This is a genomic window from Gabonia massiliensis (genome assembly GCF_001403595.1).
In the GTDB taxonomy this organism is placed as follows: domain Bacteria; phylum Bacteroidota; class Bacteroidia; order Bacteroidales; family Coprobacteraceae; genus Coprobacter; species Coprobacter secundus.
The window spans coordinates 164,720-190,535 of sequence record NZ_LN877940.1 but is presented as its reverse complement, the minus strand read 5'-3'; the positions used below and the strand labels follow the sequence as shown (position 1 = coordinate 190,535).

The 25,816-nt window shown below is 30.9% G+C and carries 20 protein-coding genes; 4 read left to right on the top strand and 16 right to left on the bottom strand.

The annotated features are described in order from the left end of the window. Window positions 1-24: 24 nt before the first annotated feature. Window positions 25-801 carry a radical SAM protein gene (locus BN2628_RS10845; protein ID WP_044226557.1) on the bottom strand — a complete coding sequence of 259 codons (777 nt, stop codon included), beginning with the start codon at window positions 799-801 and terminating at the stop codon, window positions 25-27. Between the two features lie 341 nt (window positions 802-1,142). On the opposite strand from BN2628_RS10845, the gene BN2628_RS10840 reads away from it, so the two are divergent. Continuing rightward, window positions 1,143-1,748 (top strand): DUF4294 domain-containing protein, encoded by a 606-nt coding sequence (locus BN2628_RS10840; protein ID WP_082002223.1) that lies wholly within the window; start codon window positions 1,143-1,145, stop codon window positions 1,746-1,748. A 9-nt stretch (window positions 1,749-1,757) separates the two neighbouring features. On the opposite strand, the gene BN2628_RS10835 is transcribed toward BN2628_RS10840, so the two are convergent. Beyond that, window positions 1,758-2,288: an RNA methyltransferase gene (locus tag BN2628_RS10835; protein WP_044226553.1), complete on the bottom strand. Its 531-nt coding sequence runs from the start codon at window positions 2,286-2,288 to the stop codon at window positions 1,758-1,760. A 461-nt stretch (window positions 2,289-2,749) separates the two neighbouring features. Here BN2628_RS10835 and nadA point away from each other — a divergent pair, with 461 nt between their 5' ends. Further along, a complete protein-coding gene (nadA, locus tag BN2628_RS10830; RefSeq protein ID WP_044226550.1) occupies window positions 2,750-3,739 on the top strand; it encodes a quinolinate synthase NadA in 990 nt (329 codons plus the stop codon). Window positions 3,740-3,755: 16 nt separating this feature from the next. Here nadA and BN2628_RS10825 read toward each other — a convergent pair whose 3' ends face one another. The 6 genes from BN2628_RS10825 to leuS all read right to left on the bottom strand — a co-directional run bounded on the left by BN2628_RS10825 (window position 3,756) and on the right by leuS (window position 12,427). Further along, window positions 3,756-4,259, bottom strand: coding sequence for a DUF4251 domain-containing protein (locus tag BN2628_RS10825; RefSeq protein WP_044226547.1), 504 nt, complete (start codon window positions 4,257-4,259; stop codon window positions 3,756-3,758). 79 nt (window positions 4,260-4,338) lie between these two features. Beyond that, window positions 4,339-6,645: a type IX secretion system anionic LPS delivery protein PorZ gene (locus BN2628_RS10820; RefSeq protein ID WP_055097237.1), complete on the bottom strand. Its 2,307-nt coding sequence runs from the start codon at window positions 6,643-6,645 to the stop codon at window positions 4,339-4,341. 5 nt (window positions 6,646-6,650) lie between these two features. Continuing rightward, window positions 6,651-7,235 carry a non-canonical purine NTP diphosphatase gene (locus BN2628_RS10815; protein WP_055097235.1) on the bottom strand — a complete coding sequence of 195 codons (585 nt, stop codon included), beginning with the start codon at window positions 7,233-7,235 and terminating at the stop codon, window positions 6,651-6,653. After that, window positions 7,236-8,702, bottom strand: coding sequence for a DUF6056 family protein (locus tag BN2628_RS10810; protein WP_055097233.1), 1,467 nt, complete (start codon window positions 8,700-8,702; stop codon window positions 7,236-7,238). Between the two features lie 4 nt (window positions 8,703-8,706). Then, the gene (locus BN2628_RS10805) at window positions 8,707-9,576 is read right to left on the bottom strand and encodes a YitT family protein (protein ID WP_044226532.1); all 870 of its coding nucleotides are present in this window, start codon (window positions 9,574-9,576) and stop codon (window positions 8,707-8,709) included. Between the two features lie 82 nt (window positions 9,577-9,658). Next, window positions 9,659-12,427, bottom strand: coding sequence for a leucine--tRNA ligase (gene leuS / locus BN2628_RS10800; protein ID WP_044226530.1), 2,769 nt, complete (start codon window positions 12,425-12,427; stop codon window positions 9,659-9,661). 278 nt (window positions 12,428-12,705) lie between these two features. On the opposite strand from leuS, the gene dusB reads away from it, so the two are divergent. Continuing rightward, window positions 12,706-13,689 (top strand): tRNA dihydrouridine synthase DusB, encoded by a 984-nt coding sequence (gene dusB, locus BN2628_RS10795; RefSeq protein ID WP_044226526.1) that lies wholly within the window; start codon window positions 12,706-12,708, stop codon window positions 13,687-13,689. A gap of 24 nt (window positions 13,690-13,713) precedes the next feature. Further along, window positions 13,714-14,448: a head GIN domain-containing protein gene (locus BN2628_RS10790; protein WP_082002222.1), complete on the top strand. Its 735-nt coding sequence runs from the start codon at window positions 13,714-13,716 to the stop codon at window positions 14,446-14,448. 30 nt (window positions 14,449-14,478) lie between these two features. On the opposite strand, the gene BN2628_RS10785 is transcribed toward BN2628_RS10790, so the two are convergent. The 8 genes from BN2628_RS10785 to BN2628_RS10750 all read right to left on the bottom strand — a co-directional run bounded on the left by BN2628_RS10785 (window position 14,479) and on the right by BN2628_RS10750 (window position 25,674). Beyond that, complete coding sequence (locus BN2628_RS10785; RefSeq protein ID WP_044226523.1) at window positions 14,479-15,831, bottom strand: sensor histidine kinase; 1,353 nt, start codon at window positions 15,829-15,831, stop codon at window positions 14,479-14,481. Window positions 15,832-15,842: 11 nt separating this feature from the next. After that, the gene (locus BN2628_RS10780) at window positions 15,843-16,520 is read right to left on the bottom strand and encodes a response regulator transcription factor (protein WP_055100264.1); all 678 of its coding nucleotides are present in this window, start codon (window positions 16,518-16,520) and stop codon (window positions 15,843-15,845) included. A 40-nt stretch (window positions 16,521-16,560) separates the two neighbouring features. Beyond that, window positions 16,561-19,686: an efflux RND transporter permease subunit gene (locus BN2628_RS10775; RefSeq protein WP_055097232.1), complete on the bottom strand. Its 3,126-nt coding sequence runs from the start codon at window positions 19,684-19,686 to the stop codon at window positions 16,561-16,563. A 13-nt stretch (window positions 19,687-19,699) separates the two neighbouring features. Further along, window positions 19,700-20,791: an efflux RND transporter periplasmic adaptor subunit gene (locus tag BN2628_RS10770; protein ID WP_055097230.1), complete on the bottom strand. Its 1,092-nt coding sequence runs from the start codon at window positions 20,789-20,791 to the stop codon at window positions 19,700-19,702. A gap of 12 nt (window positions 20,792-20,803) precedes the next feature. After that, the gene (locus BN2628_RS10765; RefSeq protein ID WP_044226513.1) at window positions 20,804-22,066 is read right to left on the bottom strand and encodes a TolC family protein; all 1,263 of its coding nucleotides are present in this window, start codon (window positions 22,064-22,066) and stop codon (window positions 20,804-20,806) included. A gap of 178 nt (window positions 22,067-22,244) precedes the next feature. Beyond that, window positions 22,245-23,000 (bottom strand): succinate dehydrogenase/fumarate reductase iron-sulfur subunit, encoded by a 756-nt coding sequence (locus BN2628_RS10760; protein WP_021931681.1) that lies wholly within the window; start codon window positions 22,998-23,000, stop codon window positions 22,245-22,247. Window positions 23,001-23,018: 18 nt separating this feature from the next. Further along, on the bottom strand, window positions 23,019-24,962 hold the full coding sequence (locus BN2628_RS10755) for a fumarate reductase/succinate dehydrogenase flavoprotein subunit (protein ID WP_021931680.1): 1,944 nt from the start codon (window positions 24,960-24,962) through the stop codon (window positions 23,019-23,021). A 25-nt stretch (window positions 24,963-24,987) separates the two neighbouring features. Beyond that, window positions 24,988-25,674 (bottom strand): succinate dehydrogenase cytochrome b subunit, encoded by a 687-nt coding sequence (locus BN2628_RS10750; protein WP_044226508.1) that lies wholly within the window; start codon window positions 25,672-25,674, stop codon window positions 24,988-24,990. Window positions 25,675-25,816: the final 142 nt, after the last annotated feature.

The window sequence follows — 25,816 nt, the reverse complement described above, 5'->3', positions numbered from 1 at the left end:
GTAAATAATTTTGTTAACATTTCTCTAAACTGATACTGTAACATCATATCCTAAAATTCTTACCTTATCGGCTATTTTCTCTAACTCATCTTTAGATAACTTTTCCAAATTCTTTTCAGGAGTTTCTCTATCTATGGCATATATCATTACCTGCCGAGGCTTTATTTCTTGTATAGCTCTTATCCAGCCTTCAACTTCTTTTTCGGTAGTGTTATCTACTACATGACCATTATGTATTCCTCTGACAAATAACGTTTGTATAATAAGATTTCCATTAAATTTTTTCAAATTACTTATCAACTTATCAACAGTAAAGCTTTTACTGTTAGGAACATTTAATAAAGCCACGGTTTCGGGTACCACAGAATCCAATTTTAATATATTATTATCTACTTTATTCAAAGCATCAAATACAGATATTTTATCAATACATGTAGCATTTGATAAAACACTTACTTTTGCTTTAGGGAACCATTTATTCCTTAATAATAAGGTATTATTTATTATATCTAAAAATTGAGGATGTAAAGTAGGTTCTCCATTACCTGCAAATGTAATAACATCTAACTCTTCTTTGTTATGAAACATTTCCCTTAACTTATTGTCCAATGATTTATAAACTTGTTCCACCGTAGGCAAACCATGACCTTTACCTTGAGAATTATATCCACATTCACAATAAATGCAATCAAAAGAACATACTTTACCATCCATTGGTAACAAATTAACACCTAAAGAAATTCCTAACCGACGACTATGAACCGGCCCAAAAATTACACTTCCGAACAATTTTGTAGACATATTCTTATAATATTTTATATACAAAAATAACGATTGAAAATCATATCTATCTATAATTAAATAAATAGTTGTTGATAATTATATTAAATATTTCAAATTCAAATATTTAAAAACATAAATAAACAAATAATAAACAAGCTATAAATAACTTATCAACAACAAACTATTTTATATATGTCAATAATAATAATAAACATATAATATGCTGATAAATAGAATATTAAAATGTTTATTATTAGATATATTGACAACTTATATACAAGTTATACACAAGATAGAATTATAAATAAATAATGTAAAATAAGTATGATATATAACTAATAAAACTAATTTTGTAACGAATGAAAAAATTATTCATCATACTATGTACTTCATTGGTTTTTTATATATCAAATATATATAAAACCTCAGCTCAAACCCAGTTTTCAGCATTTACTGGTTCATATCACGCTGTACTCCAGAGTGGAGATACCGTATTGGTAATACAAATGAAAACAGTATATTGTTTTCCTCCCATGAAATTCAAAAATAAAAAAGAGGAAAGATATTACTGGAAGTTAGTACGTGATGTAAAAAAAACTTTACCCTATGCCAAGCTGGTAAAAGCTGCATTATTAGAAACTTATGAATATATAGAAACTTTACCTGATGACAAAGCCAAAAATGCACATTTGAGAAGAATGGAAAAAGAGCTTTTCAAAGAATACAAACCCGTTCTTAAAAAAATGACTTACAGCCAAGGAAAACTTCTAATAAGACTTATAGACAGAGAATGTAACCAATCTTCTTATAATCTTATAAAAGCCTTTTTAGGTAATTTCAGAGCAGGTTTATGGCAAACATTCGGAAGTATGTTTGGAGTCAGTTTGAAGTCTGAATGGGAACCTGAAGGAAAAGATGCCATGTTAGAAAGAATAGTTCTTTTAGTTGAATCTGGCGCACTATAAAATATAAAACTAATAATAGAGCTTCTTAAAGAAATCCCAAATAACTAGACCTGCAGTAACAGAAACATTTAAAGAATGTTTTGTTCCAAACTGAGGAATCTCTATGTTTTGATCACACTTATCAACAACTTTCTGCTGTACGCCTTTAACTTCATTACCAAGCACAACTGCATACTTATTATTTTTATCCAACTGTATATTCTGTAAAGCTATGCTATTTTCAACTTGTTCAATAGCAAACACTATATAACCTTTCTCATGCAAATAATCGATTGCAGTATCTGTATCTTCATAATACATCCATGATACACTATCTTCAGCTCCCAACGCAGTTTTATGTATTTCCTGATGTGGTGGTGTCGCTGTAATCCCACATAAAAAAATATTTTCTATCAAAAAAGCATCTCCCGTTCTAAAAATAGAACCTACATTATTTAAACTCCTCACATTATCAAGAACTACAACAAGAGAAATTTTATCTGCTCTTCTAAATTCTTCTTGAGATAGTCTATTTAAATCAATTATGCTTTTCTTCTCCATTTTCTCTTTAAATATAAAATACAAAAATAAGAAATACTTTCTATAGATTACTATTAATAAACTGTTAATAGCTTTTGATAACTTGTAGAAAACTTGAAATAAAAAAATGAGTATATATAATTCTTATTCCAAAAATAAAAGTATATCACTATCTATATTTAAAATCAAAAGAAAAATACAAAAAGTTTTCTTTATAGTTATAAACGTCAAAAATAACAGTTATCAATAATCTTTATATAAGAAAGTTTTTAACTTTGCAGATTATAAACAATATGTGAATAAGTAACGTAATCTATTCATAATTAGGTCAAATTATAGTTTATATAATATTAATAACAGAATATCTAATATTAATAACTTAATATGCAATAGTTATTAAGAAATAGATATAAATACTATTAACAGTATATTATCATCATCATTTTTATTTTTAAAATTAAAAGAAATAAAGAATATAATATATGAATAATGTGGATATCTCTAAAGGTTATATAGATATTCCTGTTGGTGGGGATATAGATTTAAAATCCGAAATAAATCGCTTAAGAAAAGAAAAAAATGCTATTATATTGGCTCACTACTATCAGAGTGGAGATATACAAGATATAGCTGATTTTGTAGGGGACAGTTTAGCTTTAGCTCAATGGGCTTCGAAGACAGACGCTTCAATTATAGTTTTATGTGGTGTGCATTTTATGGGGGAGACAGCTAAAATATTGTGTCCCGATAAAAAAGTATTAGTTCCCGATTTAAATGCCGGGTGTTCTTTAGCTGACAGTTGTCCTGCTGAGGATTTTAAGAAATTTGTTGAAAATAATCCAGGTTATACGGTTATTTCATATGTCAATACTTCTGCGGCTGTAAAAGCTGTAACTGATGTCGTGGTGACATCAACTAATGCCCGTCAAATTGTTGAGAGTTTTCCTGCTGAAGAGAAAATTATATTTGGACCTGACCGTAACTTAGGTAATTATATAAATAGTATTACAGGGCGTAATATGAAGCTTTGGGACGGAGCTTGTCATGTACATGAAGAGTTTTCTTTAGAGAAAATATTAGATTTGAAAAAGCAGTATCCTGATGCTTTGATTTTAGCTCATCCTGAATGTAAAAAAGTTATATTGATGTTAGCTGATAAGATAGGTTCCACTGCTGCTTTATTGAAATATGCTACTGAATCATCTGCTAAAAAATTTATTGTAGCAACTGAATCAGGGATACTTCATGAAATGAAAAAAAGTAATCCAGATAAGACTTTTATTCCAGCACCACCTAATGATAGTACTTGTGCTTGTAATGAATGTAATTTTATGCGTTTGAATACAATGAAGAAGTTATATTTAACTTTGAAAAACGAACTACCCGAAATAAAAGTAGATAAAGATATTGCTGATAGAGCTGTTCTTCCTATTAAGAAAATGTTAGATATATCTTCTAAATTAGGTTTATAAAAAAGAAAGGGACTGTTTAATCTGTCCCTTTCTCTAAGTTATCTAACTCTCCACTGAAAGATATAGATTGTTTATTTCGTGATTGAACATGGATATATACATCCCCCGATGAGAAAATATCTATAAGAAATTCGTATTTATCCTCTTTGCTGTTGGCTGAAAACGATATAGTATATTTATTTTTCTTTTTATTAATAGACTGTTTATAATTTGTATATTTTCCATTAGTCTTTATACCTCCTTCACCTCCACCATAAGGGGCAGAATAAGCCCTACCATAATAGGGTAGATATACAGAGACAGAATCATTACACATTTTGATATAATAATTGGATGTAAGATGTATGTAAGGTCCTTTTAATGGTAATGCAGATGAGACGTTTATTATATATTCTTTATTGTTTATTAATGTAATTATATCTTTTTCTTTATCTATGTCTTTATTTTGGGCAACTGATAGTGATATGGAGCAAATAATGAGACATGTAATAAAAAAAATGTAGGAGACAAATTTTTTCATAACCTCTATACTTTATGTTTTTATGCAAATATAAAAATTTTTGTATAGATTGATAACTTGTTAAATTATTTTATATTAATTAGTTAACGACCATTATTTTAGTTACGACACCCTCTTTTCCTTCTTCATTGGAAGCATAAACCAAATATATGCCGGTTTTTACTCTGTCACCGTTTTTATTTCTGCCGTTCCATAATATTTGCCCACCATGAGAATAATTTTGATAAATTTGGTTTCCTGAGATATCTGTAATTTTGACTAAGGAGTTTTCTTGTAATCCGGTAATAGTAATCCATCCTTCAAAATCAGGTCGTACAGGGTTAGGAAATGCATATACGTTAGAAAAATCATTTTTGCCTTCACCTGAGTCCCATCTGAAAGCTGCTAATCCGTTTTCTGTACCGAAATATACTTCTCCTGTTTCTGGATTGATAACAATATTGAAGACCATATTAGAGGGCAATGGACTGTTTTGTGTAGTAAAATGATGTATAGTTTCCAATCCATCTTCACTTATTAAATATACTCCAGACTCTTTAGTTCCTATCCATTTTCTATTAGCACCATCAATAGTAATACATAATATTGATTCATCGCTTAGTAGTAAGTCTGCATCGTTTGTTCCATCATTACGAGGAATTTTGACTCGAGTACATTTAAAATTTGAATTATTGAAATTGTCTGGGTTTGTTAATATGATAGGACCCTGATCTGTTCCAATCCATAATTGACCTTTTTTATCTTCTGTTATACAGAAAAATTGAGAAGCACTGATTTGTTTGTCATCTTGGTCGATAAATGATGTAAATTTACGAGTTATGTCGTCTGATAAATTATCTATTGTTTCGTTATCATTAAAAGCAAAAACCATGTTATTATATCGGTATGTAAAAAGAATCCATTTAGTTTTGGATTTTTCAGGTATTAACATTCTATCAAGATGTTGTTTATTCTTAAGTTCTGGATAGTCATAATTAATCCATTTACCATCTCTTTTCATAACAAGTAAACCAGTATTTAAAGAATGATGAGTCATCCATAAATTTTTATCTTTATCGAATGTAAGTGCTGCTATTTTGGAGGCCCAATTATCTGCATTAGTTATAAAAGATACATTTTCGTTACCAAAATGAGCATCGAATTTATTATCTTTTACTCTGTATAAACCTTCAAGCCAAGAACCAAAATAGAGAATATTATCATTATCTGGGTCAACCACTATATTAGATAGAGCACAAAGAGGTATTTCAGGATGATAAAATGTAGGAAACTCGTTTGCTTTTATAAGATTCCAATGATTATTTTCTAATATGGAAATATTACTGCTTGTAAATTGGTCAGTTCTATTATATTCATTAATACCTGGATTATTGACATATAGTTTGTTGTTATGAAAATATAAATTATAAGGTATCTTTATAGTAGAATTATCAGTACAATTTATTTCTTTTGTTTGTGTAAGGATATCACCTTTCTTTTGAAAAAAACAAATACCTTCTGAAAAAAGGAAACATAAGTTATTATTGTATATAGTGATGTCTTTGATATCTTTATTTTTTAATGATTCGTATGTTTCATAGCGTAAATATTCTGTTATATTTAAATCTTTATTTGCATAAGCGTACGCGTCATGATTGAAGAAAATAAAGTCTTCATTTAGTGTCTTTTTTATGTTTGAAAAATTTCCTATATATGAATAATTTTCGTTAGAATCCATTTTATAAAGACTATTATTTATATCATGCATTAAAATACCAGTATCATTAGATAAAAGTTTCTTCAATTTTTGATCTTTATAAAATTTCCAATTTTTATATTCTAAAAGATTATCATTTAAATTTCCAATATAAATATTATCTTCTCTGCCAGCATAAATAGTGTTATTGAATATACATGATGATAATATTTTGATTCCTAAATTATATGTTATTTTGATTTCTTTCTTTTTTGCATTTAAGATAGTAATCCCATAATCTGTAGATAGTAATATATCATCTTGATAAAAGTTTATATCATTTATTGATTTAGAAGTATTGAATGTTGCATTTTTAATATATGGTATGTTATATATTTTATTATTTACCAATAGATCAATATTACTATTTTCGTAGATGATCACCAATATATTATTTTTTTTGTCGTATTCTATATTGATGACATTATTGTCATTTAGTAAATTTTGGGTATTGTATTCTTTATATTCATCATAATTCTTGTCGTATGAATATAGATAACCATCAGATATAAAATAAACTAATTCTGGTGTTTCTATTATTTTAGAAGGTTCATAGAATGTTGAGAATATTTTCCATTCTCCCATACCTATTTGTGCTTGACAGGTAAGTATGAAAAAAAAGAATGTCATACAATAAAATATTTTTTTCATAAAATCTACTTTATGGATCGTAAAAATGTAATTAGTTTTTGAACGGCTATAGCTCTATGGCTAATTTTGTTTTTTATTTCTTCTCCCATTTCTGCAAAAGTTTGTTCGTATCCTTCAGGTTTAAAAATAGGGTCATAACCAAAACCCGATTTGCCATGTTTTTCTTTTGTTATATTGCCATAGATTGTTCCTTCAAACATATATGTTTTATTGTTCCATATTAGTGCTATACATGTTTTGAAACGAGCACGTCGATTATCTATATTGGAAAGTTTGGATAAAACTTTCAACATATTGTTTTCAGCATTATGGCCATTACCTGCATACCTTGCTGAATAAACACCAGGTTCATTATTTAAACTTTCAATCTCAAGACCGGTATCGTCAGCAAAGCAATCATAACCATATCTTTCTTTAATAAATTGAGCTTTTAATAAAGCATTGCCTTCTATAGTATCTGCTGTTTCAGGTATTTCATCTGAGCAGTTAATATCTTCAAGACTATATAAATCAATTTCTTCATTTAATATAGAAGATATTTCTTTTATCTTATGCTTATTATTTGTAGCAAATACTAATTTTTTTTTCATTTATTTTTTATTGAATTTTTTACTTCTTATTTTTTTACCGAATTGCTTTAATGTTTCAAAGTTGGAATTTAAATTTTCCTCTTCTTTTTCCAAATATATATATGGTTTACATTTCCAATAATTTTTACAATCAATGTTTGCCCAAAAGTGTATATCTTCAGAAATATCTTTGAAATATATTGTTTTGGGAGGATTTTTTAAAGAAGGTAATTTTATTGAATATTCATTGCTGTTATTATTATTAATAAGTTGATACCTTTTTTTAAGCTGTTCATTATAATTTTTGGCTTTACCTGTTACTAAATCAACGTAAGATGTAGCTATATTATTATTTATATCGAAAATATTATTGAAAACGAATATAAAAATAGCCGATATGATAATATATTTATAATATAAATTATTTTCAATACTAATGATGTTTTTTTTATACTTATTTATAAATAGTTGGGTCATATATATCCACGATATAATAAAGAAAACAAATACAACATTAGCTATACGTCCTATTACAACAGACCCTATGCCAAAACTAGGAGGTATATGAGTTAAAAATAAGGTAGATACAAAAAAAATAAAGAATGTTTTTAATTTAGTATTAAATATATTTATGTTGTAATGACTGATTTTTATACCCCACAAATATGTGTATATAATTGAAATTAATAAAAGTATGGGTCCCCATGCGAAAAAAGATATTATAGTTTGTAAAGTACTGATTATTAATGTCCATATAATATTTGTATTGTAAGAGCTGTTTTGTACACTTATTCTTAAAAAATTTCCAGGAGATAAAATAACTATTGCAATACATAAAATACTTATAATTAATAGATATAGATAATATTTGTTAATTTCTTTATTTTTATATGATTCTATATTTATATAGAGTAGAATTGTGAATACTATTATTGCAGATATTTCATTAGAACCTACCGTAATAAATATTAATATAGAGTTGATAATGAAGTTGAATATATTTCTTTTTTTTGTTAAGTATGCTAGTAGAATTAAATTCGTAATGATAGGAATTGTATAAGTTATATAACCTGAAAACCAATAAAAAGATTCTACAATACTTGGAGATTTTACGAGATATGTAAGAATCAATAAAGATGAAAGAGAGATGATTGCTATTTTAGAAAAATATTTTTTGTATAAAGTATTTATAAGATAGAAAAAAGAAAATGAGAACGCCAATATAATAAATATAGGATATATTTTATATGCAGTTAAAGAATTATATATTAAAGGATTAATTTCTGATATAGCTGTTGCGAAATATCTTCCTGACCAGTGTTTGTAGGTATTTAATATGGTAGTAAGGAGGTTCGTATCTTGATTTCTAATGGCATAGGTATAGTCATCATTTGTAGGATTATTATAAAGCGACAAGAATAATAGAGGTATAATGCATATAACGATTAATACCACAAATATTATATATATCCTTTTTTTATAAGTCATAATTTTAAGCTTTTATTTTATCAAATCCTTCTCCATAAACACCTACTACATTTGATTGTGATATAAAGGCATTAGGGTCTATGGATTTTACAATTCTAAATATATTGATAGATTCGTTTCGTTTAGCTAATACGCAGATAACTTTTTTGGGTTGTTTAGAATACCATCCCATACCTTCTAATATAGTTACACCTCTATCTATATCTTGATTAATTCTATTAGCAATTTCTTCATATTTTTCAGAAAATATTAGAATTTGTACCGAACGACGTACACCATTGATGACCATGTCACATATATAGGTCATAATGACCATTGTAACTAATCCAAATACGATTTTTTCAACACTGTGAAAAAGTAAATATGATGAAGATATAATAAGTACATCGCAATATAGAATCATTCTTCCAATAGAAACTTCTTTATATTTATTTACAATAGCAGCTATAATGTCAGTTCCACCGGTACTTCCATTGTGTGTAAATACTATTCCTATCCCTGCACCACATAGCATACCTCCTATAACGCAAGACATGAAAGGTTCACCATTTACTAAAGGTTCTTTTATTATAGATTGTAATATAGAAAGTAGAAATGTTGTTACAATTACACTGAATATAGTTCTTATACAAAATTGAAAACCGATAACTTTTATAGCTATTATTAATAATAATATATTGATAGTCGCATAAGTAAAAGCTACAGGTATTTTAAATCCAAAAAATACAAGAGCTGCTATTCCAGTTACTCCTCCAGTTGTTATTTCTTCTGGCAAAAGAAAACCTGTCCATCCGAAAGCATATAGAATTAAGCCAAATACAATGAAACCGTAATCCTTTATTTCTACAAGAATACTTTTTATATGTTGATTCATAAGATTTAGATATAAAATATAAAAACCGCATATAAAATTTATGATGAAAATTTTACTGCGGTTTTTATATTGAGATAAATGTTTAGAGAACTATATTGACTATTTTATTGGGGACGACGATAATTTTTTTAGGAGTTTTTCCATCTATCCATTTTGCAGATAAAGGATGGTTGAGGACTTCTTTTTCTATATCTTCTTTTGAGGCCGATGTTGAAAATTCGAGATTAAAACGCGCTTTCCCATTAAAAGAAATAGCATAATTGACAGAATTTTCTTTTAAATAATCTTCATTAAGAATAGGCCATTGTGCATCACATATAGTAGATACATTACCTATTTGGTGCCATAGCTCTTCTGATATGTGGGGTGCAAAAGGAGTTAACAGAATTAATAAATTTTCTAATACATGTTTATTACGGCTTTTTAAAGCAGATAATTCGTTGACACATATCATAAAAGCACTAATAGATGTATTAAATGAAAAATTTTCAATATCCCAACTAACCTTTTTTATAAGTTTATGTAAAGATTTCAACTCCTCTTTAGTTGGTTCATTATTTTTTACAGCAAGATTATTGTTATCGAAGAATAAGTTCCATAATTTTTTAAGGAAACGATGTACTCCATCTATTCCGTTTGTATCCCAAGGCTTACTTTGTTCCAATGGACCGAGAAACATTTCGTATAATCTTAGTGTATCAGCTCCGTAGCGTTCTACAATATCATCAGGGTTTACAACGTTGAACATTGATTTTGACATTTTTTCTACCGCCCATCCACAAATATACTTACCGTCTTCAAGTATAAATTGAGCAGTATTAAATTCTGGACGCCATTTTTTAAAGGCTTCAATGTCAAGTATATCGTTGTTGACAATATTAACGTCTACATGAATAGGTGTTGTTTCGTAATTATTTTTTAAATTGAGAGAGACAAATGTATTGGTATCTTTGATTCTGTATACAAAATTAGAACGGCCTTGTATCATTCCCTGATTAACCAGTTTTTTAAAAGGTTCCTCTTCACAGACTATACCAATATCATATAGAAATTTGTTCCAAAAACGACTGTAGATGAGATGACCTGTAGCATGTTCGGTTCCGCCTATATAAAGATCTACATTTCTCCAGTATTCATTAATACTTTTCGATACTAGTTCATTATTATTATGAGGGTCCATGTACCGTATATAGTAGGCTGATGAGCCGGCAAATCCTGGCATGGTACATAATTCCAATGGAAAATGGTCTCTGAATTTCCAATTTTTTGCACGACCTAATGGTGGTTCACCTTTTTCTGTTGGAAGAAATTTATCAATTTCTGGCAGTAGTAAAGGCAATTGATTTTCATCAAGCATGTAGGGCATATTATCTTTGTAATATACAGGAAAAGGTTCTCCCCAATAACGTTGACGGCTGAAAATAGCATCACGTAGACGATAGTTAACTTTTACTCTACCTATTTTTTTTTCTTTGATAAATTGTTTTGTTTTAGCAATAGCTTCTTTTACTTCTAAACCATTTAAATTCAAACCATTGCCGCAAGAATTTATCATTTTTCCTTCTTTAGCATCAAAACTTTCTTTTGACACATCACAACCTTCTATTAATGGTATAATGGGCAAGTTGAAATGTTTAGCAAATGCATAATCTCTGCTATCATGTGCAGGAACTGCCATTATAGCTCCCGTTCCATATCCTGCAAGTACATAATCACTTATCCATATAGGAATTTTTTCATTATTGAGAGGATTTATGGCATAAGCTCCCGAAAATACTCCGCTGACACTTTTATCCATTAATCTTTCTCTTTCTGTACGATGTTTGATACTTTCTAAATATTCTTCAACAGCTTTTTGTTGGTCTGGTGTAGTAACTTGTTTTACATATTCACTTTCAGGCGCTAATACCATAAAAGTAACCCCAAATATCGTATCGGCACGAGTGGTAAAAATAGTGAATTCTATGTCAGAATTTACTACTTTAAATTTCATTTCTGCACCTTCGGAACGACCTATCCAATTTTTTTGAGTTTCTTTTAATGAATCTGTCCAATCTATAGTACTTAGGCCATCTAATAACCGTTGAGCATAAGCTGATACACGTAAGCACCACTGACGCATAACTTTTTGTTCGACAGGATAACCGCCTCTAACGGAGACACCTTCGCTTACTTCGTCGTTTGCCAATACAGTACCCAATTGGGGACACCAGTTGACCATAGTATCTCCTAAGTAGGCTATTCTATAATTAAGTAATGTTTTTTGTTTTTCTTTTTCATCCATTACTTTCCATTCATCAGCTGTAAAATTTAGTTCTTCACTGCATGCTGCTTGTATATTGGATGTACCGTTTTGTTCGAATTTTTTGATTAATTCTGTAATAGGACGGGCTTTTTGTAAAGAGTTATCGTAATAATGATTAAACATTTGAATAAAGGCCCATTGAGTCCATTTGTAATATTCAGGATCACAAGTACGTATTTCTCTGCTCCAGTCGTAACAAAAGCCTATTTTATCAAGTTGTTCTTTATATCGGTTTATATTGTTTTGAGTAGTTATAGCAGGATGTTGCCCTGTCTGTATAGCATATTGTTCTGCTGGAAGTCCGTATGCATCGTAACCCATTGGATGTAATACGTTGAAACCTTTTAAACGCTTAAAACGAGAATAAATATCTGATGCTATATATCCAAGAGGATGCCCTACGTGAAGTCCTGCACCTGATGGATAAGGGAACATATCTAATACATAATATTTGGGTCTATTATTATCTTCTGTTACTTTATAAGTATTGTTTTGTATCCAATACTCTTGCCATTTTTTTTCGATTTCCCTAAAATTATAATCCATGTCAATTTTTAGTTTTTAAGCATTTAGATGATTATGATCTAATACATTAGATGTGAGTTTATGTATTGATTGCAAAAGTAATAAAAAAAAAGATTGTTTGTTCTTTTTCAGCTTATTGTAGATTATAAAAAGAATAAGTACCAGTAGGTACAGGTATAAGAGATATTGCGATAGTATTGCCAATATTTGATTGCTCATAAATTTTATGGGCATGTAGATTATAATAGTGATGAAACGAAAAAAGTTTTGTACGTTTGTATTTTTAAAGCACGCTGAAGATGAAAATACATAATATTGATTTTGGAAATAAACCTGTATTATTAGCTCCGATGGAAGATGTCACTGATTCCTCGTTTCGTTTGATGTGCAAAGAATTTGGTGCTGACATGGTTTACACCGAGTTTATTTCAAGTGATGCTCTTATACGTAATGTGAGTAAGACTCAACAAAAATTGATTATCTCCGATAGGGAACGTCCAGTTGCTATTCAGATTTATGGTAGGGAAGTAGATACTATGGTAGAAGCTGCGCATATTTGTGCTGAAGCAAATCCTGATATTTTAGATATAAATTTTGGTTGTCCTGTGAAGAAAGTTGCAGGTAAGGGTGCTGGCGCTGGTATGTTAAGAGATATTCCTCGTATGATTAAAATTACAAAGGCTGTTGTTGAAGCAATAAATGTACCAGTTACTGTAAAAACTCGATTAGGTTGGGATTGTGAGTCTAAAATTATAGTAGATTTAGCAGAACGGTTACAGGATTGTGGAATAGCAGCATTGACTATTCATGGACGTACACGAAGTCAAATGTATACAGGAGAGGCCGATTGGACTTTGATAGGTAAAGTTAAGGAAAATATTCGTATGCATATACCTATTATAGGAAATGGGGATATTACTACACCCCAAATAGCAAAAGATAAATTCGACAAATATGGAGTAGATGCCATAATGGTAGGTCGAGCATCCATAGGTTGTCCTTGGATATTTAAAGAAATAAAAGAATTTTTATCTACAGGAAATATTTCTGAACTTTCAGTTAAAGATAAAATGAGTATATTGCGACGTCAATTGCAAGAAAGTGTGGAGCGAATAGATGAACGTAGAGGAATATTACATATAAGAAGACATTTGGCTGCTACACCTTTGTTTAAAGGTATACCTAATTTTAGAGATACTCGTATTGCAATGTTAAGAGCTGAAACAGTTACGGAGTTGACAAATATTTTGGATTATATAGAGAATATTGTATTGAAATCATAAATTAGTAAATAATTGATTATCATTATGAAAACATTCGGCATTTTATTTTGTAGCGTTTTAATGTTTTGTTTTTCAGTTTCTGCAAAAGAAGTTGAGGGAGACAATAATTATGTAAAAAAATCTTTTCGGGTAGATGATTTTTATAAGGTTAAGACTAATGGTGCTTTTAACATCGTTTATCATCAAAGTAAAGATTCTGCTGGTCTTATCAAAATGTATGGAGAAGAGAATATACTGAATAGTATGAAAGTAGAATCTAAAGAAGGTGTTTTGAACATTAAATTTGATTCTCCTTCGAAAAAAGATTTTGGAGTAGTGATATTGGATATATTTTCTTCGGCACTTAATGAAGTGGAAAATGATGGTGGAGCTGTATTTGAGACAGGAGGACATATTGCTGGATCGGAAGTTTATTTTTTATTAATGGGGAATGGGCAGATAAGAACTGGTGAATTAGATTATGGTATTGTGAGAGCAAAAATTCTTACCGGATCAGGTGATATATTTTTAAAAGGGAATTGTCGTACAGCAGAATTGACAATTACCGGAGGTGGAGAAATTAAAGCTCATGAACTAAAAGCTCGAGATGTAAAATGTAAAATAACAGGAAATGCTACTATAGGGTGTTTTGCTGAAGAAAATCTGAAAGCGCTTATTACGGGTTCTGGAACTGTGTATTATAATGGTAATCCGAAAATAAAGAAAAATGCAATTGGTGTAGGTAAAGTTTTACCTTTAGGTGGTGTAAAGGTAGAATAGCCAAAAGGGATTCGAAAAAATCCCTTTTGGCTATTCTACCTTTTGAGAATTTTTGAGATAGATAGAAACTTCAGTAAAAGAGTTTAAGATTGATTGTATATTTAACTTACCACCATATAAAGAAATTATTTTCATTGATAAGCTCAGACCTATGCCATTTCCTTTAAATTCTCGAGAATTTGAGGCTCGATAAAAAGATTGGAAAATATTTTGTATTTCGTTTTCTGGAATGCCAATGCCTTGATCTTTGATAGTTATAATTATGTTATCATCTTGTTTTGAGAGAGTTATTATTACTTCTTTACCATTGGAATATTTACAGGCATTATCGATGATATTTTGTATGGCGATTTGTAGAAGATATCTATTTGCTCTTGTGGTAAGATTGTTTTGATTATTTTTACATATTAGTTTTATTTGGTTGGTATTTTTGCATAGTTCATATAAGAAAAGTTGTAAGTTTATCTCATCGATATTGTTTAATAATAAATCGTCATCTTGTCTTGATAAAAATAATAGATGTTTGATAAGTTGGGATATTCTTTTACTTTCTTCAGAAATTCTATGAAGAGCTTCAATGTATTCTTGTGCATTTCTTTCTTTTAAAAGACTTATTTCGCACTCACCTTGAATTGCAGTGACAGGATTATTCAATTCATGAGATGCATTATTTATAAATGATTTTTCGGATTTAAAGGCTGCATCTATTCTATCAAGCATACTATTGAGAGTTAATACAAGTTCATCGAGTTCATCTTTATTTCCAAATTTTTTGATACGTAAATTAAGATTATTGCCACGTATTCTTTTTAATTCTTTAAGTAAATATTGTAAAGGAGATAAAATTCTATTTGAATATATTTTGCCTATAAAAAATATAAAGATAGAACTTGTGATTATAAGAAATAAAGATAATAATATTAGATGTTCTTGTATTTCTTTTCCGTAAGAATTTTTTGACATAATCAGTACAATAAAATGACCTTCATTATCAGGATAATAAAGGGCTGCTCCTAATTGTTTTTTATATGTAAAGGTGATAGGGATACTATCATTCTTAAACAGTATGTTTTGTTGGTTTTTGGTTAGATATTTTGAAAGAGTATCTTTTACCATAATAGAACTATCTATATTCAAAAGTATTTCTCTTGCTTGAGGTAATACCTCATTATATCTTTGGCTTATTATTTGATAACTTTGTTCATCTACTTCATCCTTTTCCCAATGCATTTGTGCTGTTAGGTAAGTTTTTTCTTTTAGATATGAATCATATAGTTTATTTATATAGTATGAACTGAAAAAATAAAATATCAGAATTATAATAATGATAATACTGATAGTGATTGTTGCATAAAATAAAGCTATTTTAGATCCTATTTTCATAGAAAGATTATTTATCTTACATCCATGATGTATCCAATTCCGACGACTGTATGTATAAGTTTTTTTTCATTTTCTATCTCTATTTTACTCCTTAAATAATTAACATAAACATCTACAACATTAGTGTTTGTATCGAAATTTTTATCCCAGACATCTTTTAATAATGTTATTCTCGATAACACGATACCCTGATGAGTCATAAAATATTCCAGTAATCGGTATTCTTTTACAGTCAGTTCTATTGTTCTTTTTCCACGTTTTGCTAATCGAGTAAAACTATCTAATGAAAGGTTATCGCAAGTTAATTGCATTTTGGGATTTTCTTTTCCTCGTCTTAATAATGATTTTATACGGGCTTCCAATTCTTGGAAACTAAAAGGTTTTACTAAGTAATCATCAGCTCCGGCATTTAATCCAGTGACAATATCATCGGTGGTGCCGAGGGCTGTTAACATGATGATAGGAGTATGATAACCATATTTTTGACGAAATAATAGGCAAAGCTCTATTCCATTTATTTTAGGTATAATAATATCTAAAATCATCAAATCAAAAGTTTCCTTTTGCATCTTTTCCCATCCTGTGTTTCCATCGTACACAACGGAGACGATATGCCCGAATTCTTTTAATCCACGCTCGATAAAAGAGGCTATATTTAATTCATCTTCGACTAATAGTATTTGGGCCATACTTTTATTGTAATTTTTGTATATGTACAAATATACATTTTTATAATTTTCGTTGAAGTAAATTTCCTTTTTTATCATATATCATTTTACGATAAACGATATCTATAATTAATGGAAATATAAATAAAGCAAAAAATGTTGCACCTATTAATCCTCCTATTATAACGATTGCTAAAGGTCTTTGAGATTCAGAACCTATTCCATGGCTCAGAGCTGCAGGCATAAGTCCGATAGCAGCCATTGCAGCAGTCATCATTACAGGTCTTATACGAGATTTCATACTTGTTTTTATTGCATTGGATAAAGCCATACGATTTTGAATATTATGTTTTATATCTGAAATCATAATTACACCATTTTGTATACATATTCCAAATAAAGCTATAAATCCTATTCCAGCAGAAATGGAAAAGTTGAAACGGGTTATTAGTAGTGCAATTATACCTCCTGCAGCAGCAAAAGGAACATTGAGAAGTACTAGCCCGGAGTCTCTTGCGTTAGAAAAGAGTATAAACAAAATAATAAATATAATAGCAATACTTATAGGTATGACTTGAGTCAATCTTTTTGTTGCACGTTGTTGATTTTCAAAATCTCCAGTCCATTTTAAAGAATACCCTTCGGGCAAATGAATTAGGGTATTAACTTTTTCTTTGGCTTCTGTTACGGCTGTACCCATATCTCTACCACGAACTGAAAATTTTACAGCACAAAAACGGGTATGATTGTCTCTAAAAATCAGTAAAGGACCGGTAATTGTCTTTATCTCAGATAATTCTTTGATGGGTATCATCGTTCCATCCATAGCTGGTACGAGGATTTTGCCTATCTCTTCCTCGTTTCGTCTGAACTCAGGACTGTAACGGACCATGATATTGAATTTTCGTTCATCTTCATATAGCAGTGATGCTGATTTTCCTCCGATAGCCATTTCTATAATAGACTGGACATTCTCTTTTGAAACTCCATAACGAGCCAGTTTTTGTTCATTTAATTCTATTCGTAATTCGGGTTGACCTATGTTTCTTATAACGCCTAAATCTTCGATTCCGTTTACAGTATTAAGAATTTTATCTATTTGTATAGCTATTTTTTCTGATTGATATAAGTCTTTTCCGAATACTTTAACAGCTATAGAACCTTTAACTCCGGAAGCTGCTTCTTCTACGTTATCTGAAATAGGTTGAGAAAAATTGAAATCTATACCTGGATATAAGGATAGGTCATTTTGCATTTTCTCTATAAGTTCTGATTTGGTAAAATGACTTTTCCATTCTTTTTCGGGATAAATATCTACATGAAACTCTATATTATAGAAGCCTGTGGCGTCTGTTCCATCATTGGGTCTACCAGTTTGAGATAAGACTTGTTTTACTTCTGGATAGGCCATTAGCTTTCTTCTCATTTTGTTGGCTAAAGAAACAGATTCGTCAAGGGATATACTTTGAGGTAGAGTAGCCCTTATATAGATAGAACCTTCATTTAATTGGGGTAAAAATTCAGTACCTAAAAAAGTAAAAAGCCATAATTCGACGACTGTAAAAATGGTAGCAGTACCAATAGATATTTTTTTATGCTTATAACATTTATTGAAGAATATTGAGGCTTTATCAGTTATAAGTTTTACAAATTTATTATTTCTTTCTTTTACATTTTTTTTCAGTAACATGGATGACATTACCGGAACCAATGTCAATGTGAATATTAATGCTCCTAATAAAGCAAATCCTAAAGTGTATGCAAGAGGTGAAAACATTTTGCCTTCAACTTTCTGAAAAGAAAATATAGGAATTAGTGCCGTTATAATAATTAATTTAGAAAAGAATACAGCTCTTGCTTTATCTTTGGCTGTATTACGGATAAGTCCGGCTTTCGACATTTGATTAAATATGGGCATTCCTATCTCTTTGGCTTTTTTATCTAATGTGACAAAGATACCTTCGACCATGACAACAGCCCCATCTATAATAATTCCAAAATCTATGGCCCCCATTGATAATAAATTGGCCGACATTCCCATAATTCTGAGGCAGATAAATGCAAAGAGTAAAGCCAGGGGGATAACAATTGCAACAATAATAGTAGTACGCCAGTCAGCCATAAAAATTAGAACGATAAACGTTACTAAAAGTATACCTTCTATAAGATTATGAGTGACTGTATTGACTGCTAAATTTACCAGATTTTCCCGGTCATAGAATGTAACTATTTTAACGTCTTCAGGTAAAATATTTTTATTGATATCTTCTATTTTTTGTTTTAGGGCATTTATAACTTCTTCAGGATTTTCTCCTTTTCTCATTATAACGATACCTTGTACTACGTCATCTTTATTCATTCGTCCTACTTGTCCTAAACGAGGTAAGCAAGATTCATGTACATTTGCAAGATTTTTCACCAAAATAGGTGTTCCTTTTATATTCTTTACAACAATATTTCGTATTTCGTCTATGTCATTGATAAGGCCTATGCCTCTTACGACATATGCTTGAGAACTTTTGGTAATTACATCGCCTCCAACATTAATATTACTTTTGGCAATAGCATCATAGAGTTCTAATGATGTGATATTGTAATTTATAAGCTGTTGAGGGTTTACACTGACTTCGAAGGTTTTTATTTCTCCTCCGAAACTGACGATATCAGCAACGCCGGGTACGGCTCTTAATTTGCGATCTATTATCCAGTCTTGTATTGTTTTGAGTTCTCTTACACTTCTTTTATCACTATTTAAGGTGTAACGAAATATCTCTCCTGTGGGCCCGTATAAAGGCTGGACTTCTGGTGTTATTCCTTCTGGAAGATCAGCGTCATTAAGTAAATTATAAACTTGTTGCCTTGCAGTGAAATCATCCACATGATCTTCAAATATAATATTGATGACCGATAATCCAAAAAGAGTGGTAGAACGTATATCTGTTTTTTTCTGTACCGGATTCATAGCTATTTCTATAGGAATGGTTATGAATTTTTCGACTTCCTCTGCACTTCTTCCGGGCCATTGTGTGATAATGGTTACTTTTGTGTTAGTAACATCAGGGAATGCGTCAATAGGGGTATGTTTGAAAGATATTACACCAATGATTATGGCTATTATAGTACAAAAGAATATAAAAAATTTATTTTTTAGTGAAAAAGCAACAATATTGTCGATAAATTTATGCATGGTATTCTATTTTTTAATTGGCATTGAGAGAGTTATATACCAATAATACATTTTTATTTATAATTTTTTCTCCCTCTTGAATTCCACATTTTATATAACATTCTTTGGGTAGTTGTTTAAATATCTCTACTTCTCTAATGTGTAGAGAATTTTTATTGTCAACGACAATTACATAGTTTTTCTCGCTATCAAAAACTAAAGCATGAGAATCTATCCGAGGCATTGATTGTTTTGATGTCTTACATTTTACGTTTACGTTAGCAAACATACCGGGTTTTAACAAATAATCTTTATTTTTCAATTTGATACGGATATTCATAGTTTTGCTGTCCTCATTTAACATATGATATATTTTATCGATAGTTCCGGAGAATTTTTTTCCGGGATAGGCTAATGTTTCAATACGAACACTACTGCCTTCGGATACTTTACTTATATCACTTTCGTACACATCTGCGATAATCCAGACGTCATCTAACCCCGAAATAGTAAATATTTCTTCATTTTGATCAGAACGAATTTGCATGTTTGGGCTGATATTTCTATTCACGATAAATCCAGAAATAGGAGCTTTTAATTTATACAAAGCATTGTCTGATAAATTATATATAGAAAATATTTCTTTAATTCTTTTTTCTTCAGTTTGGGCTATTATTACTTCTTGTCTTGCTTCCAGTAACTCTTTTTCTGAAGCTATCCCCGAATTGTACATATCTTGTTTATATTTTAGATTACGATTAGCAATAATTACTTGTTGAGCAGCGTCTTTTGCTTGTTTTTCATAATCTGCTATTTCTCCACTTTTAATGGTAGCTAAAGTTTCACCTTTATGTACGTAATCTCCTATTTCAGCGCTAATATTAATAATTGTCCCTCCGAATATAGGAAACACTTTTGCTACTTTTTCTTGGTTGAATGTAACTCTTCCGTTTAGAGAGAGTTCATCTATAATATCTTCTATACTGACAGTATCAATAGATACGATTTTTTTTAGACTGTCAGTCAAAAGTATTGGAGTTGTTGTATCATTTAGTCGATTATTTTTTGGGGAGCAAGCTGTTAGAATAAGATACAAAGAGCAAAATATTAATAAGTATCGGTTCATATGTGTTAAAGATTAGTAAGTGAATATATTTTTTCCTACAATTGTATTTAGATTTTCCATAGTTAAGAATACACTTTTTTGGGTTTCATAAAATTGTAGGCAACTTTCTTTATAACTTTTATAATAGTCGATAAACTCGAGTAGACTTATGTTTTTATTTTTAAAATTTTCAGTAGTTCCTATAATTAATTTGTCAAAATTCTTTTCTAAATTTTTATTTATTGATTGATAGAGCTCGATAGCTTTATTCAGTTGATTATATGCTGCAAAAAGTTCAGATTCAGCTTTATTGATAATGTATTCTTTTTCTTTGTTTGCTCTGTGTATGTTTAATCGAGCCGATTTTATATTTCCTTGATTTCGGTTAAATATAGGAATAGAAATACTAATGCCTAAAGCAAAATAGTTATTTATAAAATTACCGGCTCTATCATACATTCCTTTTACAGAAAAATCTGGTGCAGCCATTGATTTCTGTAATTTCAAATTTGCTTGAGATGCACTTATGCTGGAATATGCAGTTTTTATATCAGACCTTTCACTAAGCATATTTTTTAATGCGTTATATGATAGTTGTGATAAGTTTATTTGATTTAGGGCGTTTTCATCTAATGTGAGTTGTAATATATTTTGAGGAGCGATATTTAATAGTTGATTCAATTTACTTTGAAAAAGAAAGAGAGAATTTTCTTGTTCATTTTTTTCTTTTTTTAGGGAGAGTAGCATTGATTCTAAACGAGAAATTTCTAGAAAAGAAATATTTCCTTTTTGGAATTGGATTTTCATTCCTGTTAGTAGATTCTCGAGAGAAATGATTTCTTTATTGTAGATTTTGATTGTTTTTTGTAAAAAATAAGTTTCGATAAATATTTCATTCAATTCTCCGTGAAGTATCCGTAGAGTTTCTTCAAATTGATATTGAGCAATATCTTTATTGATTTTTTCTAATTTGGTTTGTTTTTTGCGTTGTCCAGCTAAATGTATGGCTTGCTCTATTTCTATAGCAGCTTCACCATTTTTCCCTACATCAAAATATTTATTATTCAGTCGGTTGTATATATTTTGTTCTAATAATATAGTAGGATTTTCAAATAGTTTGGCTTGTTGTATTTGAGCTTCAGCTATGTCTATATTATATTTTTCAGCGATAAGAGTGAGATTCCGTTCGAAGAGTAAAAGTTCAGCAGATTTTAATGTTAGGTTTACAGTATCTTTTTGAGCTTGTGCAAAAAAGGAAAAAAGAAAAAAGAATATAATAAAGTTTAGTTTGTTCATTGTCGCTATTGTTTTGCGACAAAAATACAATTATCCTTTCAGTTCATTTTTATTTAATTGATTATAATAAACTTATTACAAATTAGAAAGTTATTAGAGGGTTTTTGACTGTATGATAAGGATAAAATAAAAAAAACCGGATTCTAAAATCCGGTTTTTTTATTGTGATAAATATTTCTTAATCTTTCAATTTTGCAGATATAAATTGACGATTTAATCGTGCTATATTTGTTATAGATACATTTTTTGGACATTCAGCTTCACAAGCTCCGGTATTGGTACAATTTCCGAATCCCAGTTCATCCATTTTAGCCAACATTGCTTTTGCACGGCGAGCTGCTTCTACACGGCCTTGTGGTAATAAAGCGAACTGACTGACTTTTGCAGAAACAAATAGCATGGCCGAACCATTTTTACAGGCAGCCACACAAGCTCCGCAACCGATACATGAGGCTGATTCCATAGCTTCGTCAGCATCAGGTTTGGGAATAGGAATTGAATTTGCATCAGGTACGCCACCTGTATTTACTGATACATAACCTCCGGCTTGCATGATTTTATCAAAAGCACTACGGTCTACCATTAAATCTCTGATTACAGGGAATCCTGCAGAGCGCCATGGTTCTATAGTAATGGTTTCACCATCATGGAATTTACGCATATGTAATTGACAAGTAGTTACGTCTTCGTCGGGGCCATGAGGATGTCCGTTTACATATAATGAACACATACCGCAAATACCTTCACGGCAATCATGGTCAAATACAACTGGTTCTTGACCTTCATTAATCAATTTCTCGTTAAGAATATCCAACATTTCGAGAAATGAGCTGTCTACAGATATTCCTTCAAGTTGATAAGTCTGAAAAGCTCCTTTTTCCTGTGGACCTCTCTGACGCCAGACTTTAAGCGTTATATTGATTGTTTTATCCATAACTTTTAGACTGTAAAATTATTGTTTGTAATTACGTTGTTGAACCTTGATACATTCGTAGTTCAGATCTTCTTTCAACATGATAGGATCTTTATCTTCTCCTTCATATTTCCAGCAACTTACGTACATATATTTATCGTCCTGACGTAAAGCTTCTCCTTCGTCTGTCTGATATTCGACACGGAAGTGTCCGCCACACGATTCGTTACGGTTCAGGGCGTCAAGAGCCATCAAACGGCCAATTTCGATAAAATCGGCAACTCGAAGGGCTTTTTCAAGTTCTGTGTTTAATGTATTTGCTTCTCCTGGGATGCGAACATTAGTCCAGAATTCTTTTTTCACTTCTTTCAACTTTTCTAAAGCTGTTTCAAGACCTTCTTTTGAACGGGCCATACCAACAAATTCCCACATGATGAGACCGAGTTCTTTATGAATAGAATCGACGGAACGTTTACCCTTTATGTTCATTAGTTTGTTAATGCGATCTTGAATATCTTTTTCAGCTTTGTCAAATTCTGGTAAATCTGTACTGAAGCGAGGAACTTGGATTTGATCTGCCAGATAATTTTGTATCGTATAAGGTAATACGAAGTATCCATCAGCCAAGCCTTGCATAAGAGCCGATGCTCCTAAGCGATTTGCCCCGTGATCAGAGAAGTTTGCTTCTCCAATAGCAAATAATCCTGGGATAGAAGTACTCAATTCATAATCAACCCAAATACCACCCATTGTATAGTGGATAGCTGGATATATCATCATTGGCGTTTCATATGGATTTTCATCTACGATTTTTTCGTACATCTGAAATAAGTTTCCATAACGAGCTTCTACGGCATCTCTACCAAGACGCTCAATGGCATCTTTAAAGTCGAGATAAACAGCCAGACCTGTTGAACCTACTCCATAACCAGCATCACACCGTTCTTTAGCAGCACGAGATGCAACGTCACGAGGAACTAAGTTTCCGAAAGCAGGATAGCGACGTTCCAAATAATAGTCACGATCTTCCTCTTTTATATCTGTTGGTTTCAATTTGCCGGCACGGATGGCTTCAGCATCTTTTATATTTTTAGGTGTCCAGATACGCCCGTCATTACGTAAAGACTCAGACATAAGAGTCAGTTTTGACTGGAATTCTCCATGTACAGGAATACAAGTAGGATGTATCTGGGCAAAAGCTGGGTTAGCAAAATATGCTCCTTTTTTATAGCATTGATATGCGGCAGAACCGTTTGAACCCATAGCATTGGTCGAAAGGAAGAAGGTATTTCCGTAACCACCTGTTGCGATAACTACTGCGTGAGCAGAGAACCTTTCTATTTTACCTGTAACCAAGTTGCGGGCAATGATACCACGAGCACGACCATCGATAACAACTAAGTCGAGCATTTCGTAACGAGTATATAATTTTACGGTACCTTTATTTACTTGGCGACTAAGAGCAGAATATGCTCCCAAAAGTAATTGCTGTCCAGTTTGTCCTTTAGCGTAGAAAGTACGTGAAACCTGTGCTCCACCAAAAGACCGGTTCGCTAAAAGGCCTCCATATTCACGTGCAAAAGGAACACCTTGAGCAACACACTGGTCAATAATGGAATTTGATACTTCTGCCAGACGATATACGTTGGCTTCACGAGCTCGATAGTCTCCCCCTTTTATTGTATCGTAAAATAATCTGTATACACTATCACCATCATTCTGATAGTTTTTTGCGGCATTTATACCACCTTGAGCAGCAATGGAGTGTGCACGACGAGGAGAATCTTGGATACAAAAGTTCAAGACATTAAAACCCAATTCTCCCAAAGATGCTGCAGCGGAACCTCCGGCTAAGCCTGTACCTACTACAATGATGTCGAGACGACGTTTATTGGCAGGGTTCACCAATTTTTGATGAGCTTTATAATTACTCCATTTTTCGGCTAATGGGCCTTCAGGAATTTTTGAATCTATTTGTGTCATAACAATAATTTTTCAAAGGTTTATATCAAGCTAAGCTCTTGATGTAGAAAGTAATAGTTACAATGGCAAAGCCCAAGAAAATAATGGTTGCAAAGATGTTGGAAATACATTTCCAACGGTTCATCCAAATGCGGTTATTCCAACCGATTGTCTGAATAGCGCTCCAGAATCCATGAGTGAGGTGGAACCAAATGGCTACGTACCATATCAGATATAAAATTACAAAAACGATATTACTGAAGTAATATTTTATAAATGCTGCACCGTCAGCAGGGGATACAAATGTGTCGCCTAATGTAACCGAAACATTTCCAGTGAGTTCGGCAAACATCATTTTATACCAAAATTGGCTTAAATGCAACACAATAAAGCCTAAAATGACGATACCTAATACAAACATGTTCTGAGACGACCATTCGACACCTTTAGGAGTCGCATTTACGGCATAGCGATCATTCCCGCGGGCCTTACGGTTTTGAAGTGTAAGCCATAAACCGTAAATGATGTGAATGATAAATCCGGCGGCTAAAACTAATGTACCTACAACTGCGTACCAATTAGCACCTAAAAATTCGCAAATCGTGTTGTATGCCTCTTCGGAAAATACCGCGGCTACATTCATCGACATGTGAAATAACAAGAACAAAATGAGGAAGATACCTGATATGCTCATTATCAGTTTTCTTCCGATTGAAGAATTCAATAACCACATAGGATTTTAATTTAAGTTATTTATTTGTGTAATTTATATACCTGCTTTTGGCGATTGCAAAATTAAATTAATATTGTATAGAAACCAAAGAATTAAAGAAATATTTCTGTAATAAAAATATTTCTTTAAAATTTAAGCAAAC

What these genes read in the sequence shown, in the direction of transcription:
- BN2628_RS10825 (WP_044226547.1), bottom strand. Translation starts at nt 4,259, where the DNA reads ATGAAAAAATTTGTCTCCTACATTTTTTTTATTACATGTCTCATTATT.
- BN2628_RS10785 (WP_044226523.1), bottom strand. Translation starts at nt 15,831, where the DNA reads ATGAAAATAGGATCTAAAATAGCTTTATTTTATGCAACAATCACTATC.
- BN2628_RS10770 (WP_055097230.1), bottom strand. Translation starts at nt 20,791, where the DNA reads ATGAACCGATACTTATTAATATTTTGCTCTTTGTATCTTATTCTAACA.
- BN2628_RS10820 (WP_055097237.1), bottom strand. Translation starts at nt 6,645, where the DNA reads ATGAAAAAAATATTTTATTGTATGACATTCTTTTTTTTCATACTTACC.
- leuS (WP_044226530.1), bottom strand. Translation starts at nt 12,427, where the DNA reads ATGGATTATAATTTTAGGGAAATCGAAAAAAAATGGCAAGAGTATTGG.
- BN2628_RS10840 (WP_082002223.1), top strand. Translation starts at nt 1,143, where the DNA reads ATGAAAAAATTATTCATCATACTATGTACTTCATTGGTTTTTTATATA.
- BN2628_RS10805 (WP_044226532.1), bottom strand. Translation starts at nt 9,576, where the DNA reads ATGAATCAACATATAAAAAGTATTCTTGTAGAAATAAAGGATTACGGT.
- nadA (WP_044226550.1), top strand. Translation starts at nt 2,750, where the DNA reads ATGAATAATGTGGATATCTCTAAAGGTTATATAGATATTCCTGTTGGT.
- dusB (WP_044226526.1), top strand. Translation starts at nt 12,706, where the DNA reads ATGAAAATACATAATATTGATTTTGGAAATAAACCTGTATTATTAGCT.
- BN2628_RS10760 (WP_021931681.1), bottom strand. Translation starts at nt 23,000, where the DNA reads ATGGATAAAACAATCAATATAACGCTTAAAGTCTGGCGTCAGAGAGGT.
- BN2628_RS10835 (WP_044226553.1), bottom strand. Translation starts at nt 2,288, where the DNA reads ATGGAGAAGAAAAGCATAATTGATTTAAATAGACTATCTCAAGAAGAA.
- BN2628_RS10780 (WP_055100264.1), bottom strand. Translation starts at nt 16,520, where the DNA reads ATGGCCCAAATACTATTAGTCGAAGATGAATTAAATATAGCCTCTTTT.
- BN2628_RS10810 (WP_055097233.1), bottom strand. Translation starts at nt 8,702, where the DNA reads ATGACTTATAAAAAAAGGATATATATAATATTTGTGGTATTAATCGTT.
- BN2628_RS10775 (WP_055097232.1), bottom strand. Translation starts at nt 19,686, where the DNA reads ATGCATAAATTTATCGACAATATTGTTGCTTTTTCACTAAAAAATAAA.
- BN2628_RS10765 (WP_044226513.1), bottom strand. Translation starts at nt 22,066, where the DNA reads ATGAACAAACTAAACTTTATTATATTCTTTTTTCTTTTTTCCTTTTTT.
- BN2628_RS10750 (WP_044226508.1), bottom strand. Translation starts at nt 25,674, where the DNA reads ATGTGGTTATTGAATTCTTCAATCGGAAGAAAACTGATAATGAGCATA.
- BN2628_RS10755 (WP_021931680.1), bottom strand. Translation starts at nt 24,962, where the DNA reads ATGACACAAATAGATTCAAAAATTCCTGAAGGCCCATTAGCCGAAAAA.
- BN2628_RS10845 (WP_044226557.1), bottom strand. Translation starts at nt 801, where the DNA reads ATGTCTACAAAATTGTTCGGAAGTGTAATTTTTGGGCCGGTTCATAGT.
- BN2628_RS10815 (WP_055097235.1), bottom strand. Translation starts at nt 7,235, where the DNA reads ATGAAAAAAAAATTAGTATTTGCTACAAATAATAAGCATAAGATAAAA.
- BN2628_RS10790 (WP_082002222.1), top strand. Translation starts at nt 13,714, where the DNA reads ATGAAAACATTCGGCATTTTATTTTGTAGCGTTTTAATGTTTTGTTTT.